Below are 18,295 nucleotides of genomic sequence, written 5' to 3'. Positions count from 1 at the left end.
TGAAATTGAAATTGAATTTTGAAATTGATATTTAAAATGAACTTAAATCAAATACATAACGTCTTTTTTATAGGGATCGGAGGAATCGGGATGAGTGCTTTGGCGCGTTATTTTAAAACCATCGGAAAAAATGTTTCGGGTTACGATAAAACGCCTTCGATGTTGACCGATGAATTAATAGCAAGCGGAATCGATATTCATTTTGAAGACCGTATTGATTTAATTTCGAAAGACTATTATGTAGAAAACACCTTGGTGATTATTACGCCAGCCGTTCCAGTAACACACTCGCAATGGAATTATTTTTTAGAGCGCGATTACGAAGTGAAAAAACGTGCAGAAGTATTAGGGATTATCACCAAAGACACCTTTTGTTTTGCGGTAGCAGGAACACATGGTAAAACCACTACGTCGAGTATTTTAGGTCATATTTTATTTGAAAGTGGAGCGGATGTCACTGCTTTTGTGGGTGGAATTGTAGAAAATTATAATTCTAATCTGATTGGAACTGGAAAGACAGTTACGGTAGTTGAAGCGGATGAATTTGACCGTTCGTTCTTGCATTTGCACCCCGATATTGCTTGTGTCACTTCTATGGATGCCGACCATTTAGATATTTATGGAACAAGTGAAGAAATCGAAGCGTCGTTTGTGGAGTTTGCCAATAAAGTGGAAGATAAAAGTCAATTGTTTATTACCAATGAATTGCCAATTGAAGGAGTGACTTGTGCGGTAAATGAAGAAGCGGTGTATAAAGCCTTTAATGTGAGAGTTGGAAATGGTAGTTATGTTTTTGACGTACAAACACCAACAGAAACGATACGCGATATTGCTTTTGGTTTGCCAGGTAGACACAATTTAATGAATGCTTTGATGGCATTGGCTATGGCCAAAACTTTTGGAACTTCGTCAGAAGCGATTGCAAAAGCGCTAGCTTCATTTAAAGGAATTAGAAGACGTTTTTCGTATCAGATCAAAACGCCAAATTTAGTTTATATCGATGATTATGCACATCATCCAACAGAAATAAATGCAGTACATCAAGCAGTTCGCGAATTGTATCCTAACCAAAAAGTGATGGCTATTTTTCAACCGCATTTATTTAGTAGAACAAAAGATTTTGCAGATGATTTTGCGAAAAGTTTATCCAATTTTGATGAAGTAGTATTATTGGATATATATCCAGCACGCGAATTGCCAATGGAAGGAATTACTTCGCAATGGTTGATGAACAAAATGACAAGTGAAGATAAAAAATTGGTATCCAAAGAAGATTTGATTCCGACAATTTTAGCAACGGATGCTCGAATTATTGTAACCATTGGAGCGGGAGATTTAGGGGAAATGGTACCGTCAATAAAAAATGCATTGTATGAAACGATTTAATTGGATAACTATTCGGTTGCTACTCATGTTTGGGTTAGTGATTTTCTTGTTTTCGTTTACTTCAAATCGAAATGGAAATCGGAAATTGACTAATTCAAAAGTCATTTTTGTTGGAGAAAACGAGCCATTTCTTAAACAGGAAACGGTTAATAAATTGTTAATAGAAAATAATCGAGACGCTTCAGCTATCCGAAAAGATAAATTAGATTTGAATAAATTAGAAAAAGCCGTTAATTCAAATCAGATGGTTGAAAAATCAGATGTTTTTGTAACGATTGACGGAGTGCTAAAAGCAGTAGTAAAACAGAAAACTCCAGTAGCAAGAGTTTTTGATGGTCATCGTTCTTTTTATATTGATTACAAGGGAAATACAATGCCGTTGTCGGCCAATTATACTGCCAGAGTTCCCCTCGTTTTGGGAGTGATAAATAAAAAAAATAGCGAGGCTTTAGCTGAATTATTTCGAAAAATTTATGACGATGCGTTTTTGAAAAAAAACATCATTGCCATTCAAATTATGCCCAATGGTAGCTTAAAAATGCTCAATAGAAATTTTGATTTTCAAATTGATTTCGGAGGAACCATCAATGTGGATCGAAAAATTAGAAATTATAAAGCATTTTTTCAAAAGGCAATTGTAGATAGTTCGTTGTATAAATATAAAAAAATTGATCTGCGTTTTACGGAACAAGTAGTTTGCACAAAATAAGAGGTAATGGAAAAAGAGAATATTGCAGTAGGACTAGACATTGGGACAACTAAAATTGTCGCTATGATAGGCAAAAAAAATGAGTACGGAAAACTAGAAATTTTGGGTGTTGGAAAATCCAAAAGTTTAGGTGTGGCTAGAGGTGTTGTGAATAATATCACACAAACAATTCAGTCTATCCAACACGCTGTACAAGAAGCTGAAAATAACTCAGGTTATAAAATTAAAGATTGCGTAGTAGGTATTGCGGGTCAACACATTCGTAGTATTCAGCATACTGATTACATCAGCAGAAGCAATCCCGAAGAAGTGATTGGAGGGAATGATATTCAATTGTTGATTGATCAAGTAAATAAATTAGCGATGCTTCCTGGTGAAGAAATTATTCACGTATTGCCTCAAGAATTTAAAATTGACGGACAAGCCGAAATAAAAGAACCAATCGGGATGTATGGTGGACGTTTAGAGTCAAGTTTTCACGTAGTAGTGGGACAGGCTTCGTCAATCAGAAACGTGGGACGTTGTATTCACGATTCTGGAATTGAATTGTCTGGTTTGACATTAGAGCCGTTGGCTTCATCTGACGCTGTTTTGAGCCAAGAAGAAAAAGAAGCAGGAGTGGCGCTGATTGATATTGGTGGTGGAACAACGGATTTGGCTATTTTCAAAGATGGTATTATTCGTCACACCGCAGTAATTCCTTTCGGAGGAAATGTAATTACAGACGATATTAAAGAAGGTTGTTCGATTATTGAAAAACAAGCCGAATTATTAAAAGTAAAATTTGGTTCTGCTTGGCCAGGAGAAAATAGAGAAAATGAGATTGTTTCTATTCCAGGATTGAGAGGAAGAGAGCCAAAAGAGATTTCGTTAAAGAATTTGTCTAAAATAATTCACGCTCGTGTAGTGGAGATTATTGAACAAGTTTTTGTTGAAATCAAAGCCTACGGTCATGAAGACCCAAGAAAAAAATTAATCGCAGGAATTGTGCTTACAGGTGGAGGATCGCAATTGCAACACATCAAGCAGTTAGTGGAATACATCACGGGAATGGATACAAGAATTGGATATCCAAACGAACACCTAGCAGGTAATTCAAGCGAAGAAATATCAAGTCCCTTATATGCAACGGCTGTTGGTTTAGTGATGAATAGCATCGAAAACCAAACGCAAAGTGCCGTTAAAATGAATCAACAGACAGAAGCCCCAAGTATGCCTGTTTACAAAGCTCCAGAAGTGGTAGCTGATGTAGAAGTACAAGACGAAATTGTTGCAGAAAAACCGTCTACTGTAGAAGAATCAAAAGATAAATCTACAGGTACTCAAATTAGAGAATCATTCTTTGATAAGTACGTTACTAAAATCAAAGATTTCTTAGATAATGCAGAATAGAGGCCTAGCCTTTGACAATATTAAATTAATAACAAATAGCAAAAACCAAATAAAATGATGAGCAACTCAGAATTTGGAAGTATTTCATTTGATTTACCAAAGAACCAATCAAATGTAATCAAAGTAATTGGTGTTGGAGGCGGCGGGAGCAACGCCATCAACCACATGTTTAAACAAGGAATCAAAGGGGTAGATTTTATTGTTTGTAATACAGATTCACAAGCCTTGCAAAACAGTGCTGTGCCTAACAAAATTCAGTTGGGTGTCAACTTAACTGAAGGATTGGGAGCTGGAGCAAATCCAGATGTAGGACAACAATCAGCTATTGAAAGTATTTCTGACATTGAAAAAATGTTAGATCAAAATACTAAAATGGTATTTATCACTGCTGGTATGGGAGGTGGTACTGGAACTGGTGCTGCGCCTGTCATTGCTCAATTGGCTAAAGAACGTGATATTCTTACTGTAGGTATTGTGACACTTCCTTTCGTTTTTGAAGGTAAAGTACGTCAAGAACAAGCCTTAATTGGTATTGAGAAATTACGCAAACAAGTCGATTCGCTAATCGTTATTAATAACAATAAATTGAGAGAAGTGTACGGAAACTTAGGTTTCAAAGCTGGTTTCTCAAAAGCAGACGAAGTATTGGCAACAGCCTCAAGAGGTATTGCCGAAGTAATTACACACCACTATACTCAGAATATCGATTTACGTGACGCTAAAACGGTATTGTCTGATAGTGGAACAGCTATTATGGGTTCTGCAATAGCTGAAGGTGAAACTAGAGCGAAAGATGCTATTATTTCTGCTTTGGATTCTCCATTATTGAATGACAACAAAATCACAGGTGCCAAAAACGTATTGTTGCTTATCGTTTCTGGAACTAACGAAATCACTTTGGATGAAATTGGTGAAATCAATGACCACATCCAATCAGAAGCTGGTTTCAATGCGAATATTATTATGGGAGTTGGTGAAGACGAAACTCTTGGTGATGCTATCGCAGTAACGGTTATTGCTACAGGTTTTGACTTGGAGCAACAAAATGAAATTGTAAACACAGAGCCTCAAAAAATTATCCACGCTTTAGAGGATGAGCAAAAAATCACTCACAATTTATCAAACACTCCTGTGGCTACATTTGATTTGGATGTGCCAACTCCTGTAGCTGCTACAGAAGAACGTATTGTTTTTGAATTGTTAGAGGAAGAAGAGCCAGTTGCCGAAGTAGTGGCTGAGCCAGTGGTTGCTGCTTACGAACCAATTACCAATGAAAATGATTTAATCGTAATGTCTGAATTCATCAAAAATTTAGATGTGACTTTTGAAATTGTTTCACCAATTAACGACATCGATTTTACTTTTACAACGCCTGAGGCACATGCTATCGAAACAGCACAGCCAAAAGCCGTTCAAAGAGAAGAACAAGCTACGTTTTCATTCGATTTACCTTTGTTCAAATCAGAGCCAGCGGTAGAAGAAAACAAAGTAGTTTTTGAATTGACTAACAATGAAATCAACGATATCAAAGTAGTAGATCCAGTTCAATTTGTACCCGTAACTGAAGTGGCTGAAAACGGAGTAATTCGTCACTCGTTAGAAGAGTACATGGAAGTAGAGCAAGAAGTTGTAGCTACTAAAACTATTGAAAAAGTTGCCGAAGTGGTTCCAGAAGAATTGAACATCACGATGAAGAAAATAGACGAATCAACTATTGCTGCTTCAGAGTTTGAATCAATTTCTCCAATGGAAATGACTATCGAGGAAACCTTACGCGCCCGTGCTGACGAAAGAAGAAGAAAGTTGAAAGAATTCAATTATAAGTTTCACAACAACGTGTCTAAAATAGACGAGTACGAAAAAGAGCCTGCTTACAAAAGATTAGGAGTAGAGCTTTCTACGAATCAACCGAATACTACTAATTCGAGAATATCGGTAGGAACAGACAGCAACAATGACTTGCAGTTGCGTTCTAATAACTCGTATTTACACGATAATGTAGACTAACAAACCAAACTAACCAAAACCAAGATAACCCGAAATTCAACCGATTTTCGGGTTATTTTTTTATCCTATTGTCGTTGCAATCAATCTTTTGTTAGTTCGGGTAAATTGTGTTAAATTTGCGAGCCTTAGTCCAGCTGTCGTTACAAGCTTTTTCTCGAAAATGCTTTTTTCTAAGGAGGTAAAAGAGCTCCTAAAGTCGCTTTTTAACTCCAAGAAAAAATACATTTTCTCCTAAAAAGGCTTTTCACTACCATCTGGGGCAAAAAGAAAATCATTCACTTAAGAGTCAAAAATATGAGTTTAGCCACACAAATCATGGACGAAATCAAAAACGCCATGAAAGCCAAAGATACTGTAGCATTAGAATCATTGCGTGCAGTGAAATCGGCTTTGCTTTTAGCACAAACGGAGAGCGGTGCCAAAGAAGAAATCAGTGCCGAGGAGGAAATTAAATTGTTGCAACGTTTGGTCAAACAACGTAAAGACAGTGCTAATATCTACACCGAACAAGGACGTCCTGATTTAGCAGCGCCTGAATTAGAGCAAGCAGCCGTAATTGAGAAATTCTTACCAGCTCAATTATCAGAAGCCGAAGTAGAAGCGGTTGTAGTTAAAATCATTGCCGACAATAGCGCTTCAGGAATGGCAGCTATGGGAAAAGTAATGGGCTTAGCCTCGGCTGAATTAGCCGGAAAAGCGGATGGAAAAACCATTTCGACTATAGTTAAAAAATTATTATCTTAGGATACAATTGATTTCGTACTTCGTAAATCGACCCGAGGCGAAGCCGAACGGAGCGAAGCTAATATCGTAAATCGTACCTCGTATATCGTAAATAAGACTGCGTAGTTCAACTGGATAGGGTAATGTATCAAAATTAGTGATGACTCCAAATCAATAAGTTACTATATTGATAATCAATATTTAAGTTAATTTATTTTACAAAAGGAGAGGCTGTATGTCTCTCCTTTTGTATATTTATTATCGCTTAAATCTTTTAAAATGGCTTTTTATCAGTCCTCGTGTATCAAAATTAGTGATACTAAAATTTGTCCTCATTGTACTGCTTCTACACTTATTAAAAATGGGTTTACTTCTAATCGAAAACAACAATTTTATTGTAAAACATGTACGAAACGGTGCATAGATTTTTATACAAGTAGGGGATGTAGTAAAGAAATCAATGCCCATATCATAATGCTTATTAAAGAAGGAATGGGAATTAGAAGTATGGCTCGAGTTTTATGTATTTCTACCACTACTTTACTAAAACGCATATTGTTTATTGCCAAAGGAGTACAATCGCCACCCATTTATTCTGGTCAAATCTATGAAGTAGACGAAATGAGGACTTTTTTAAGGCATAAAGGCAAGGTAATTTGGATTGTATATGCTTTAGATAGAGTCAACAAAAATGTAATCAGTTTTGCTGTTGGTTCAAGAACCAAGAAAACACTCAATCAAGTGATTCAAACTGTTGTACTTTCCAATCCCAAACGAATTTATACTGATGGATTGATTCACTACAAATTTTTAATTCACAACACTATTCATAAAGTTACCCGTTTTGGAACCAATAGAATTGAAAGAAAAAATCTTAGCCTACGTACCCAATTAAAACGCCTCAATAGAAGGTCGATTTGTTTCTCCAAAAGTTTGCTTGTACTCAATGCGGTGCTAAGGATTTATTTCTGGTTGTAGTTTTTATTATTTAAACCTAAAAAATAAAGTATAGTGTAAATCGTCAGCAAAAAGTGGACTGATTTAGACATAAACTAAGAGAGTGTTTTCAATGCAAATTTCAAAAATAGAAAACCTAACATTCCTGCAACTAATGAAGATAGAAGTATTGTAAATTTTGCATTATTAATAATAGTTTCACTTTCAAAAGCAAGTAAGGTAATAAAGATTGACATTGTAAATCCTATTCCTCCCAAAAATCCAACACCTAGAATTGATTTCCAGTTAAGATCACTCGGTAGCTTACAAATACCAATCTTCACAGCAATAAATGTTAGTGCAAATATTCCTAATGGTTTTCCAATAATTAAACCGAATAAAATTCCCAAACTATAATTTTGAGTAAGTGTAGATGAGATATTCGAATTTAAAACAATAGCGGTGTTTGCCAATGCAAAAATGGGTAAAATAAAGAACGCTACAGGTTTGTGTAAAAGATGTTGCAAAATATATGACGTTGATTTTTTACCACCATTACCAAATGGAATTGCAAAAGCCAATAATACACCTGATATTGTAGCATGAACACCCGAATTCAGCATGTAATACCACATAGCAACTCCACCAATAATATAAAATATTAAATTTTTTACTCTAAAATATTTACCTAAAATAAAAAGTATGAGGAAAATGCTTAATGCAATAATTAAGTTTATCCAAAGTAAATTTTTGGTATAAAAAATGGCAATTATTAAAATTGCTCCTAAATCATCAATTACTGCTAAAGCAGTTAAAAATACTTTTAGTGATGTAGGAACTTTATTTCCTAATAATGACAATACCCCTAAAGCAAATGCAATGTCAGTTGCCATTGGAATCCCGGCACCTGAATGTGTTAATGTTCCATGATTTAAGTAAATATAAATACCTGTGGGTATAAGCATTCCTCCAAAGGCTCCAAATATTGGTAAAAAAGCATCTTTTACATTTGATAATTCTCCTTTGTAAATTTCTCTTTCTAACTCTAGACCAATCAATAAAAAGAAAATTGTCATTAATCCATCATTAACCCAATATTCAATATTTTTTCCTGCAAATTTTGTCAACCAAAAATGATGATAACTTTCTCCAAATAAAGAATTTGCAATTAGTAAAGAAATTACTGTACATAGAATTAAAAGTATACCACCTACTTTTTCACTTTCAAAAAAATCTTTAAATATTTTTGTGATTTTCATTTTGCAATTAAATTTTATCTACGGGTAAATTATAAGTATTTTCTTATATGATATTTAAATCTATGAAAGTCTTAACATTATTCAATCACTGAATACTAATTTTGGGTAAATATAAGTTATTGAACACCTTTAAACTATATTATTATCAATAAAAAAAATAAAAAAAACTCTACTTACGCAGTGTTTTTTAATAAAATTCATTGTTATTAATGCAATTATTTTTGTTTAAATCAGCCTACTCTTTATTCACAATTTTACAATAGAGTTACTTGGAATAACAATTATTATTATTAAACTACTAGACAATCCTTTAGATGTATCAAAGATTAATTATTTATTTTATATCGAACCAATAAGCTTAAGTAAATCAACTAGTTAATTTATTTTAAATTTACAGTATTCACAAGTTGAACCGATGACCTTAAATTCATTTTTAAGGTCATTTGTTGTTTTATATTGAGCCGATAAACTTCATAAAATCAATGAGTTGATTTGATTTTAAATCTATAGCACTCACTAAAAACCTACTGTTATGCGGTAGTTTTTTTGTTTATATTATTCATATTCCCTTCACTGTGACAATTGTTACTGACTCGCTAGTATATCCCTTCTACTTTTGCTCCATCAATTAGAAAATAATTATGAAGAGACTACATGTATTAGCACTTATGGGATGTTTGGCTTGTTCCTATTTTGGATATAGTCAGGATACTTTACCTATTTCTAAAAAAGAAATTGGACAAAAAGCATTAGAGAAGAATTTACAAATTCAAATTGCAAATCAAAATTTCAAATCGGCTCAAGCAGATTTTAGACAATCCAATGCGTTATTTTTACCGAGTATTTCGGCTTCGCATACCGCAATTTCTACTACTAATCCCTTGATGGCTTTTGGTTCTAAACTGAATCAGGAAGTTTTAATGGCTTCTGATTTTGACCCAAATTTATTGAACAACCCAGCTAAAACTAAAAACTTCGCTACTAAAATTGAGGTGTTACAACCCTTGATTAATGTAGATGGAATGTATGGTAGACAGGCGGCTAAATCTAAAATGGAAGCATTTCAACTGCAAACCGAAAGAACCCAAGAATATTTAGAATTGGAAGTCAATAAATCATTTATGCAGTTACAATTGGCGTACAGAGCGGTGGCGGTTTTGTCCAAAGCAAATCAAACGGCAGATGCTAATTTAAAACTGATAGAAAATTATTTTAAACAGGGCATTTTGCAAAAAACCGATTTATTGTCGGTACAAGTTCGTGTGAACGAAATTAAAAATCAATTGCAATACGCTAAAAGTAATGTGCAAAATGCGTCCGATTATTTGGCCTTTTTATTAAATGAAGATAATACGAACAAAGTCTATAAGCCTATAGAAACGTTGGACAACAGCATTGCGATTGAAACAGTAAACACGACACTTTCTGGAAATAGAAAAGACATTCAAGCGATGGACAAAGCGTCTCAAGCGTATGAAAAAATGGTGTTATCGAATAAGATGAGTTTCTTGCCAAGATTGAATGCTTTTGGAAGCTACGAATTGTATGATACGACTTTGTTGGGTACAAAAGCCAAAGGGTATTTAGTAGGAGCTCAATTGTCTTGGTCAGTTTTTGACGGATTCAAAAGCATTGGTAAATTAGAAAAAGCCAAAGCCGATTTTCAAAAATCAAGTTTAGAAAGTCAACAATACAAAGCACAAAGTCAGTTGGAATTAAATAAAACCAATCGCCAATTGAAAGATACCGAAAACAAAGTAAACTTATCCAAATTGGCTTTAGAACAATCACAAGAAGCGTATCGTATTCGTTCGAACCGTTTTACACAAGGACTTGAAAAAACTACCGATTTGTTACAATCAGAAACCTTAATGGCTCAAAAAGAATTAGAGTTTTTACAAGCCGTATTCGAGTATAATTTCACGAAAGAATATGCACAGTTTTTAACTAAATAAATATCAAGTTCAATTTCAAAAAGCAATTTCAATATACAAAAGACATGAAAAAGACAATAGCAATCCTAACCCTTTCTACATTCGCATTTCTATCGTGCAGAAAAGAAAAACAAGAAGTAATCAATAATGAACCTGCTATCGCAGTACAACTAAGTAGTGTTGGTTCTACCGACAACGGTCAGTTTGTAACTGCAAGCGGAAAAATTGAAGCCGAAAACAGTGCTAATTTAAGCACCCGAATGATGGGTTATGTAACCAAAGTTCATGTTCAAGTAGGTCAAAAAGTGAGTGCAGGACAACTTTTGGTAAGCATTAATAGTTCGGATTTGCAAGCGAAAAAAGCACAGGTTGAAGCATCAATTTTGCAAGCCACTGCAGGGTATAATAATGCAAAAAAAGATTACGATCGTTTTACCAATTTATTCAAACAACAAAGTGCTTCTCAAAAAGAATTAGATGATATGACGGCACGTTACGAAATGGCGAAAGCTGGTTTAGAAGGTGCTAAGCAAATGAGAAACGAAGTACAAGCGCAATTTTCATATTTGAATATTACCGCTCCATTTTCAGGAGAAGTAACGAATACATTTGTTAAAGAAGGCGATATGGCTAATCCTGGAATGCCTTTAGTGAGCATTGAAGGTGCTTCTCGTTTGCAAGTAACAGCTATGGTGGCTGAGAGTGATATTAATAGTATTACTAAAGGAATGCCCGTTACGGTTTTGGTAAAATCGAATAATACAACTATTAGTGGAAAAGTAGCTGAAGTGAGTGTTTCGGCTAAAAATACTGGTGGTCAGTATTTGGTTAAAATTAATTTAGCCAAAACATCAAACAAAATCCTTTCGGGAATGTTTGTGAATGTACAATTCCCAATTGAGAACAAGAATCAAACTACAGCCAAAACAACTACAGTTTTAGTGCCTCAATCGGCTTTGGTACACCAAGGTCAGTTGACAGGAATTTATACTATTGGAACTGGAAATGTAGCTATTTTAAGATGGTTGCGCATAGGTAAAATTAGTGGAGACCAAGTAGAAGTTTTATCCGGACTTTCTGCTAACGAACACTACATTGTTTCGGCAGAAGGGAAATTATTTAATGGCGCTAAAATTAGTGCTCAGTAAGCAGTTGTTAGTGTTCAGTTTGAAACTTAAACTTTAAACAAAAAAATTATGCAAGAAGGTATATCAGGTAAAATAGCCCATTTTTTCATCAATTCGAAATTAACCATTTTATTGATGGTGGCGTTGATGATTATTGGTGTATACAGTTCGTTTTTAATTCCAAGGGAAGAAGAACCACAAATTAATGTACCAATGGCCGACATTATGGTGGGTTATCCTGGCGCAACTCCTGCGGAAGTTGAAAGTCGTGTAGCCAAACCGTTGGAAAAAATCATTTCGAATATTAAAGGAGTGGAACACGTCCATACGATGGCAATGAACGGTCAAGCGATGTTGATTGTACAGTTTTATGTGGGTCAAGATGTGGAGCGTTCGTATGTAAAATTGTATGACGAATTAGCGAAACACGAAAATATGTTTCCGCAAGGGGTTTACAAACCAATGGTAAAAACTCGTTCTATTGACGATGTTCCGATGTTGGGTATCACGCTTTGGAGTGACAAACAAGATGATTTTCAATTGCGTCAAATTGCTGAAGAAGTTACTTCGGAAATCGAAAAAGTAAAAGATGTTGCCATTACAAAAGAAATAGGTGGAAGCAATCGCGAACTAAAAGTGATTTTGGACAAAGATAAAATGGCCGAAAATGGCGTGGATGCTTTGGGAATTATGCAAATGATTCAGGCCAATAACGGTAGTTCGCAATCGGGAGCTTTTGTAGAAAATGACCAAGAATATTTATTGAAAACAGGACAATTTTTAGAAAATACAGACGACGTTGAAAATTTAGTTGTAGGTGTAAATAGAAATATGCCAGTCTACCTAAAACAAGTAGCCAAAGTACAAGACGGTGCTGCTACAGCTCGTAGTTATGTGTCTTTTGGATTTGGTAAAGCCAATGAAAAATTCAAAACAGCTCCTTCAGAATATCCTGCGGTAACTATTGCGGTTGGAAAAGTGAAAGGTGCTGATGCGATGAAAATTTCGGAGAAAATTATTGAAAAAATAGATCGTTTAAAACAAACCATTATTACAGATGATGTTCATGTAGAAGTAACGCGTAATTATGGAGAAACAGCCTCAGATAAAGTGGGTGAATTATTAATGCACCTTGGCATTGCCATTATCGCTGTTACGGTTTTAGTAATGTTAGCGATGGGCTGGCGTGGTGGATTGGTCGTGTTTTTCTCCGTACCGCTTACATTTGCCTTGACCTTATTTGCCTATTATTTATTGGGTTATACGCTAAACAGAATTACACTTTTTGCCTTGGTTTTTGTGGTGGGAATTGTAGTAGATGATAGTATTATCATTGCAGAGAACATGCACCGCCATTTTAAAATGAAGCGACTGCCTTTCAAACAAGCGGCGATTTATGCCATTAACGAAGTGGGAAATCCAACTATTTTGGCCACTTTCACGGTAATTGCTGCGATTTTACCAATGGCTTTCGTATCTGGAATGATGGGGCCGTATATGAGTCCAATGCCTATTGGAGCTTCCATAGCGATGTTGTTATCGTTGTTTGTAGCGTTGACGGTTACACCATATTTAGGATACCATTTGTTGCAAGAAAAAGAGGAGCAAGAGCACAAAGAAGCCGCAGGGATGGATACCAGCTGGATTTATAAAATGTACAATAAATTAGAGCGTCCGTTTTTAGATAGTAGTCCAAAAAGAAGAATGCTTTTGGCTCTTACTGTGGTATTGTTGTTTGGTTCGGTTTTGATGTTTTTCACCAAATCGGTAGTAGTTAAAATGCTGCCTTTTGATAACAAAAACGAATTCCAAGTCGTAATCGATATGCCAGAGGGAACTACTTTAGAACGAACTTCGGCAGTAACAAGAGAGATTGCACAGTATTTGGCAACCAAACCAGAAGTGGTAAATTACCAAAACTACATTGGAACTTCGGCACCAATTACTTTCAACGGATTAGTGCGTCATTACGATTTGCGTGGCGGAAGTAATATGGCGGATATTCAGGTGAATTTATTGCACAAAGAAGAGCGAGATTTGCAAAGTCATGATATTGCTAAAGCAATGCGTCCTGAAATTCAGAAAATTGCTAAAAAATACGGAGCCAATGTAAAACTAATCGAAGTGCCACCTGGACCACCGGTACTGTCTACTTTGGTAGCTGAAATTTATGGGCCTAATTACAAAGAACAAATCAAAGTGGCAGACCAAGTGAAAACCATTTTGAAAAATAATCCAGATGTAGTTGATACAGATTGGATGGTAGAAGACAACCAAACTGAATACCGATTGGAAATTGACAAAGAAAAAGCTATGTTGAACGGAATTGCTCCGCAGCAAGTGGTTGTAAATCTCACCTATTTGTTGAAAGAATATCCAGTATCTAATTTGTATGACGAAAATTCCAATGATAATGTAGGGATTGTTCTTTCGCTTGACGACAAAGATAAAACTAGTTTGAAAGACATTCAAAACCTGAAAATCAAGGGAAGTCAAGGGAATATGGTAGCTGTAAGTGATTTGGTAAAAGTGGTAAAAGACACTTTACAAAAAACCATTTATAGAAAAGACCAAAAACGAGTAGTTTATGTTACCGCTGATATGGCAGGAACTCTAGAAAGTCCAGTGTATGCTATTTTAGGAATGAATGAAAAATTAGCTAAAATTAAAGTGCCAGCAGGTTATAAGGTAAATGAATTGTACATGGAGCAACCCACAGATGAAAGTGATTTTACTGTAAAATGGGATGGGGAATGGCAAATTACTTTAGAAGTTTTTCGGGATTTAGGAGTGGCTTTTATGGTGGTAATTGTTATTATTTACATGCTGATTGTAGGTTGGTTCCAAAATTTCAAAACGCCAATGGTTATGATGTTGGCCATTCCGCTTTCCTTAATCGGAATTGTGTTAGGACACTGGTTGTTGAATGCTTATTTCACGGCTACTTCATTCATTGGAATGATTGCTTTGGCAGGTGTTATGGTACGAAATTCGGTCTTGCTGATTGACTTTATTGAAATTCGTTTGAATGATGGAATTCCATTGAAACAAGCGATTATAGAAGCGGGAGCTGTTAGAACAACCCCAATTTTATTAACAACAGGTGCGGTAGTTATTGGAGCGTCAATTATTTTATTTGATCCAATATTCCAAGGATTAGCTATTTCGTTAGTGGCAGGAGCTATTGTTTCAACAATCTTAACATTGATTGTTGTGCCTTTAATTTATTACATCACGGAAAGAAAAAAATGGGAGAATTAAATCTTTAAACTAAAAAAAATGAAATTATTAATTATAACTGCAGTATCCGATTTTGAAAAAGATATTAAAAAAATATTGCGACAAGCTGAAGTAAACACATTTTCATATCGCGATGTAAAAGGGTTCAAAGACAATTCAGGGGAAGATGTTGAAACGAATTGGTTCGGAAGCGAAATCAATGAAACGGACTCTTTGTTATTTTACGCTTTTGTAAAGAAAGAAAATGTAGATATGGTATTTGATTTTGTTACTGTTTTTAACGAAAAGCAAGAAATAGAATCGAAAATACATTTAGCGGTACTCAATATTGAAAAATCAAATTAACTTAAAAATATATCAAGATGAAGAATAGAATTATTAGAGCAATAGCAGGAAGTTTTGTTCTGCTTAGTGTGGTTTTGTCCATTTATGTTAATCAAAACTGGTTATGGTTTACGGCTTTTGTAGGAGCTAATTTGTTACAATCTTCTATCACCAAATGGTGTTTGATGGAAGATATTTTAACCAAATTAGGTGTAAAAGATTAATTTGTCCCCACGTTTAAAACGAAAAAACCAGAACATTTGTTCTGGTTTTTTTATACTAAAACTTCAACAGAAGCTCTATTTAATTTGATTCGACCTTTTATCTCTAATGCTTTTAATAATCTAGAGATGACTTCTCTTGACGAATGCAAATCATAAGCAATCTCTTTGTGTGTGCTAAATATTTCACGAGAGTTATTGATTTTGCATTTTTCGAAAAGATAATTTAATAAACGTTCTTCCATATTCATGAAGGCCAAACTATCAATAGCCGAGAGCATTTCTTTTAAACGGTTGTTGTAGTTATTAAAGACGTATTTTCGCCAGCTTTTGTACTTGCCTAACCATTCTTCCATTTTGGTAACAGGAATCATGATTATTTTACCATCTGTTTCAGCCACCGCTCTAATTTCGCTTTTTGCTTCGCCAATACAGCATGCCATAGTCATGGCACATGTGTCTCCTTTTTCAATAAAGTACAAGAGCATTTCGCCTTCGTCAAAATCTTCTCGTAGAATTTTTATGGCGCCTTCAATTAGCAATGGCATCTTTTTGATATAATCCCCAAAGTCTATTAAGACATCTCCTTCTTTAAATTCAACTAAGGTCGCAACTGCAATAATTTCATCAATAAGTAAGTCTTCAAAGACAAATCCATAACTAGAATTAAGTAAGTCTCTCATGCGATTTTGTTTAGTACAAAAATAGCTAATTAATTTAATCCTCTTTTTAATCGAGTGGCACAAAATCACAAACTGCGCATAATTTTCTATCTAAAAATTTATATTCTCAATTAAGTATTTATATGTAAGTGGACTGTGGATAGATTCACATTTATTGCAATCCGGATAATTTACTCATCAACTTTTGTGAAGTATCATAAATAACTAAATTCATTTAAGATTTTTTTTGAAATTTTAACTTTTAAAAATGATTTTTTGCTTTTTTAAAATTTAAGTTTGTAAAAAATAAATTCATTTATCATGAATGCCATTTCTAAAATTAGAAGAAATCATATTTTAATTAAACTCAAGAAACTAATTGTTTTTTCCTTGCTAATTGGCTTTTTATGTACTTTTTTAGCACTTTCATTAAAAAAAATCACCGAATATTATGAAACCATTTTTTTTAATAAAGCCATTAATAACCCTTTGTTTTTTCTGCTTTTTCCAATTATTGGATTATCTGTTATCTTTTTTCTTCGTCAATATTTATTCAAAAAGAATGAAAATAAAGGCATTAAAGAAATCTTTGAAAGTACTAATTCCAAATCGAAAAACTTACCCATTTACAAAATTCCTTCCCATTACATCAATGGTTTACTTACTGTTATATTTGGTGGTTCAACTGGAATAGAAGTCTCAACAGTTGTAGCTACAGCAACAATTGGTTCTGTAGTGCAACGAAAAGAAAATGTATTCCAAGAATATAAAACAGAATTGATATCTGCAGGAATTGCAGCTGGGATTACTGCTTTGTTTTACAGTCCAATTGCTGGAATTTTATTTGCCTACGAAGTGATTTCAAAAAAACGCACAAAAACTTTTTTCCTTACTACAATTCTAGCCGTTTCTGTTGCATCTGGATTATTATTTGTACTAAATGAACCTCCATTATTCAACTTAAAAATTACAACTTGGCATTTGCATGCAATTCCTTATTTCATTCTTTTGGGAATTTTGGCTGGATTAAATTCTGTATATTTAACCAAATGTGTAATTTTCTTTAAGAGAGAATTTTCTAAAATTAAAATATCATATTACAAAATAATTATAGGTTCTATAATTTTAAGCGCATCCTTATTCCTATTTCCACAACTTTACGGAGAAGGATATAATTCAATAAAAGAAATTTTTTTGCAATCGGATACTATAAAACTGAGTTATACAATTGTATTCACCTTTATTGGAATTTTAATTTTAAAACCTATAGTAACTTCAATAACACTAGCTTCTGGAGGTGACGGAGGTGTTTTTGCTCCAAGTTTATTTATCGGGGCATTCCTCGGATTACTATTAGCAACTGTTTTAAATACTTTTTTTTATGCCAATGTAATTCCAATAAATTTTATGATAATAGGCATGGCGGCAGTTCTTAGTGCAAGTATACATGCTCCTTTTACAGCAATTTTTCTAATTTGCGGATTGACGAATGATTACACCTTATTCTTCCCTATTTTAGTGGTTTGTTTAATTTCTAAATACACTGCAAAAATAATATTTCCTTATACTGTTTATACCTTTTTACCTAGTTTAGCCAAATAATTACTTATGCCAATTCAGAAAATAAAACGGAGTTACCGGAAAGCCAAATATATTCTTTACAAAGAGACTTTAGTCGATTTTAAAGAACATTTGTGGTCGTTTCTGGGCTCATTTGTCGCTATTGGGATTTTAGCATATATCCAATCCATACATTTTTCAGGCAATGATGCTGTGTATTTAATTGGTTCTTTTGGAGCATCGAGCGTGTTAGTTTATGGTATTATTCAAAGTCCATTTTCTCAACCCCGAAACTTAGTTGGTGGTCATTTAATCTCAGCATTTATAGGTGTAACTGTTCATAAATTCGTTCCTGATATTATTTGGATAGCTGCTCCATTAGCTGTTTCACTTTCTATAGTTTTGATGCAAATTACCAAAACCTTGCATCCACCAGGAGGAGCAACTGCTCTAATTGCTGTTATTGGTTCCGATAAAATAAAAGCTCTCGGTTATACCTATTTATTTTCCCCCGTATTAATTGGTGTATTGATTTTACTTATTACTGCATTAATTTTTAACAATATGACTTCGAAAAGGCAATATCCTAGTCATAAAAAATATCATAAAATTAAAAAGAGAATTCGAGCAGTTTTGATAATGTATCAAAATTAGTGATACTAAATTTGTCCTCATTCTAATGCGCTCCTATACTCATTAAAATGGGTTTACTGCTAACACTTGTACCAATGATATTAATTTAAGATTAAGATTATTCCTTGTTTTATTTTTAATCTATTTTCTTCCTCTTACAAATTTTGACTCAGAATTCTCAT

The 18,295-nt window shown here is 34.2% G+C and carries 15 protein-coding genes; 13 read left to right on the top strand and 2 right to left on the bottom strand.

The genetic code is table 11. From position 1 onward, the window contains the following. Positions 1-36: 36 nt before the first annotated feature. The 6 genes from murC to Q0L65_RS05895 all read left to right on the top strand — a co-directional run bounded on the left by murC (position 37) and on the right by Q0L65_RS05895 (position 7,195). Positions 37-1,386: a UDP-N-acetylmuramate--L-alanine ligase gene (gene murC / locus Q0L65_RS05920; protein WP_296684421.1), complete on the top strand. Its 1,350-nt coding sequence runs from the start codon at positions 37-39 to the stop codon at positions 1,384-1,386. Beyond that, positions 1,373-2,095 (top strand): cell division protein FtsQ, encoded by a 723-nt coding sequence (locus Q0L65_RS05915; RefSeq protein WP_296684418.1) that lies wholly within the window; start codon positions 1,373-1,375, stop codon positions 2,093-2,095. Before murC ends, Q0L65_RS05915 begins: the two co-directional genes overlap by 14 nt. Before the next feature lie 6 nt (positions 2,096-2,101). Next, positions 2,102-3,487 carry a cell division protein FtsA gene (ftsA, locus tag Q0L65_RS05910; RefSeq protein ID WP_296684416.1) on the top strand — a complete coding sequence of 462 codons (1,386 nt, stop codon included), beginning with the start codon at positions 2,102-2,104 and terminating at the stop codon, positions 3,485-3,487. A 54-nt stretch (positions 3,488-3,541) separates the two neighbouring features. Then, positions 3,542-5,494, top strand: a complete 1,953-nt coding sequence (gene ftsZ / locus Q0L65_RS05905) for a cell division protein FtsZ (protein ID WP_296684414.1) — start codon at positions 3,542-3,544, stop codon at positions 5,492-5,494. Between the two features lie 294 nt (positions 5,495-5,788). After that, positions 5,789-6,238 carry a GatB/YqeY domain-containing protein gene (locus tag Q0L65_RS05900; protein ID WP_296684412.1) on the top strand — a complete coding sequence of 150 codons (450 nt, stop codon included), beginning with the start codon at positions 5,789-5,791 and terminating at the stop codon, positions 6,236-6,238. Positions 6,239-6,496: 258 nt separating this feature from the next. Beyond that, positions 6,497-7,195 carry an IS1 family transposase gene (locus Q0L65_RS05895; protein ID WP_296684410.1) on the top strand — a complete coding sequence of 233 codons (699 nt, stop codon included), beginning with the start codon at positions 6,497-6,499 and terminating at the stop codon, positions 7,193-7,195. A gap of 74 nt (positions 7,196-7,269) precedes the next feature. On the opposite strand, the gene nhaA is transcribed toward Q0L65_RS05895, so the two are convergent. After that, positions 7,270-8,412: a Na+/H+ antiporter NhaA gene (gene nhaA / locus Q0L65_RS05890; protein WP_296684408.1), complete on the bottom strand. Its 1,143-nt coding sequence runs from the start codon at positions 8,410-8,412 to the stop codon at positions 7,270-7,272. A 641-nt stretch (positions 8,413-9,053) separates the two neighbouring features. On the opposite strand from nhaA, the gene Q0L65_RS05885 reads away from it, so the two are divergent. From Q0L65_RS05885 to Q0L65_RS05865, 5 genes are read left to right on the top strand one after another with little or no spacing between them, the layout of a single operon-like run. Next, a complete protein-coding gene (locus tag Q0L65_RS05885) occupies positions 9,054-10,367 on the top strand; it encodes a TolC family protein (RefSeq protein ID WP_296684406.1) in 1,314 nt (437 codons plus the stop codon). Positions 10,368-10,411: 44 nt separating this feature from the next. Further along, on the top strand, positions 10,412-11,494 hold the full coding sequence (locus Q0L65_RS05880; protein ID WP_296684405.1) for an efflux RND transporter periplasmic adaptor subunit: 1,083 nt from the start codon (positions 10,412-10,414) through the stop codon (positions 11,492-11,494). 48 nt (positions 11,495-11,542) lie between these two features. Next, positions 11,543-14,734: an efflux RND transporter permease subunit gene (locus Q0L65_RS05875; RefSeq protein WP_296684403.1), complete on the top strand. Its 3,192-nt coding sequence runs from the start codon at positions 11,543-11,545 to the stop codon at positions 14,732-14,734. Positions 14,735-14,752: 18 nt separating this feature from the next. Continuing rightward, positions 14,753-15,058: a hypothetical protein gene (locus tag Q0L65_RS05870; RefSeq protein ID WP_296684401.1), complete on the top strand. Its 306-nt coding sequence runs from the start codon at positions 14,753-14,755 to the stop codon at positions 15,056-15,058. A gap of 17 nt (positions 15,059-15,075) precedes the next feature. Continuing rightward, entirely contained in the window at positions 15,076-15,261 is a 186-nt protein-coding gene (locus Q0L65_RS05865; RefSeq protein ID WP_296684399.1) for a DUF2892 domain-containing protein, read from the top strand. A gap of 50 nt (positions 15,262-15,311) precedes the next feature. Here Q0L65_RS05865 and Q0L65_RS05860 read toward each other — a convergent pair whose 3' ends face one another. Continuing rightward, positions 15,312-15,941: a Crp/Fnr family transcriptional regulator gene (locus tag Q0L65_RS05860; protein WP_296684398.1), complete on the bottom strand. Its 630-nt coding sequence runs from the start codon at positions 15,939-15,941 to the stop codon at positions 15,312-15,314. Between the two features lie 300 nt (positions 15,942-16,241). Here Q0L65_RS05860 and Q0L65_RS05855 point away from each other — a divergent pair, with 300 nt between their 5' ends. Continuing rightward, positions 16,242-17,522, top strand: coding sequence for a chloride channel protein (locus Q0L65_RS05855; RefSeq protein WP_296684396.1), 1,281 nt, complete (start codon positions 16,242-16,244; stop codon positions 17,520-17,522). A gap of 6 nt (positions 17,523-17,528) precedes the next feature. Continuing rightward, positions 17,529-18,134, top strand: coding sequence for an HPP family protein (locus tag Q0L65_RS05850; protein WP_296684395.1), 606 nt, complete (start codon positions 17,529-17,531; stop codon positions 18,132-18,134). Positions 18,135-18,295: the final 161 nt, after the last annotated feature.

This window comes from Flavobacterium sp. (assembly GCF_024642105.1).
In the GTDB taxonomy this organism is placed as follows: Bacteria; Bacteroidota; Bacteroidia; order Flavobacteriales; family Flavobacteriaceae; genus Flavobacterium.
Note: the sequence above shows the minus strand (reverse complement) of the source record. Positions and strands in the feature narration are given on the sequence as shown.

Bases quoted from the DNA above. Each gene is read 5' to 3' on its own strand.
- murC (WP_296684421.1), top strand. From the start codon at position 37: ATGAACTTAAATCAAATACATAACGTCTTTTTTATAGGGATCGGAGGA.
- Q0L65_RS05915 (WP_296684418.1), top strand. From the start codon at position 1,373: ATGAAACGATTTAATTGGATAACTATTCGGTTGCTACTCATGTTTGGG.
- ftsA (WP_296684416.1), top strand. From the start codon at position 2,102: ATGGAAAAAGAGAATATTGCAGTAGGACTAGACATTGGGACAACTAAA.
- ftsZ (WP_296684414.1), top strand. From the start codon at position 3,542: ATGATGAGCAACTCAGAATTTGGAAGTATTTCATTTGATTTACCAAAG.
- Q0L65_RS05900 (WP_296684412.1), top strand. From the start codon at position 5,789: ATGAGTTTAGCCACACAAATCATGGACGAAATCAAAAACGCCATGAAA.
- Q0L65_RS05895 (WP_296684410.1), top strand. From the start codon at position 6,497: ATGGCTTTTTATCAGTCCTCGTGTATCAAAATTAGTGATACTAAAATT.
- nhaA (WP_296684408.1), bottom strand. From the start codon at position 8,412: ATGAAAATCACAAAAATATTTAAAGATTTTTTTGAAAGTGAAAAAGTA.
- Q0L65_RS05885 (WP_296684406.1), top strand. From the start codon at position 9,054: ATGAAGAGACTACATGTATTAGCACTTATGGGATGTTTGGCTTGTTCC.
- Q0L65_RS05880 (WP_296684405.1), top strand. From the start codon at position 10,412: ATGAAAAAGACAATAGCAATCCTAACCCTTTCTACATTCGCATTTCTA.
- Q0L65_RS05875 (WP_296684403.1), top strand. From the start codon at position 11,543: ATGCAAGAAGGTATATCAGGTAAAATAGCCCATTTTTTCATCAATTCG.
- Q0L65_RS05870 (WP_296684401.1), top strand. From the start codon at position 14,753: ATGAAATTATTAATTATAACTGCAGTATCCGATTTTGAAAAAGATATT.
- Q0L65_RS05865 (WP_296684399.1), top strand. From the start codon at position 15,076: ATGAAGAATAGAATTATTAGAGCAATAGCAGGAAGTTTTGTTCTGCTT.
- Q0L65_RS05860 (WP_296684398.1), bottom strand. From the start codon at position 15,941: ATGAGAGACTTACTTAATTCTAGTTATGGATTTGTCTTTGAAGACTTA.
- Q0L65_RS05855 (WP_296684396.1), top strand. From the start codon at position 16,242: ATGAATGCCATTTCTAAAATTAGAAGAAATCATATTTTAATTAAACTC.
- Q0L65_RS05850 (WP_296684395.1), top strand. From the start codon at position 17,529: ATGCCAATTCAGAAAATAAAACGGAGTTACCGGAAAGCCAAATATATT.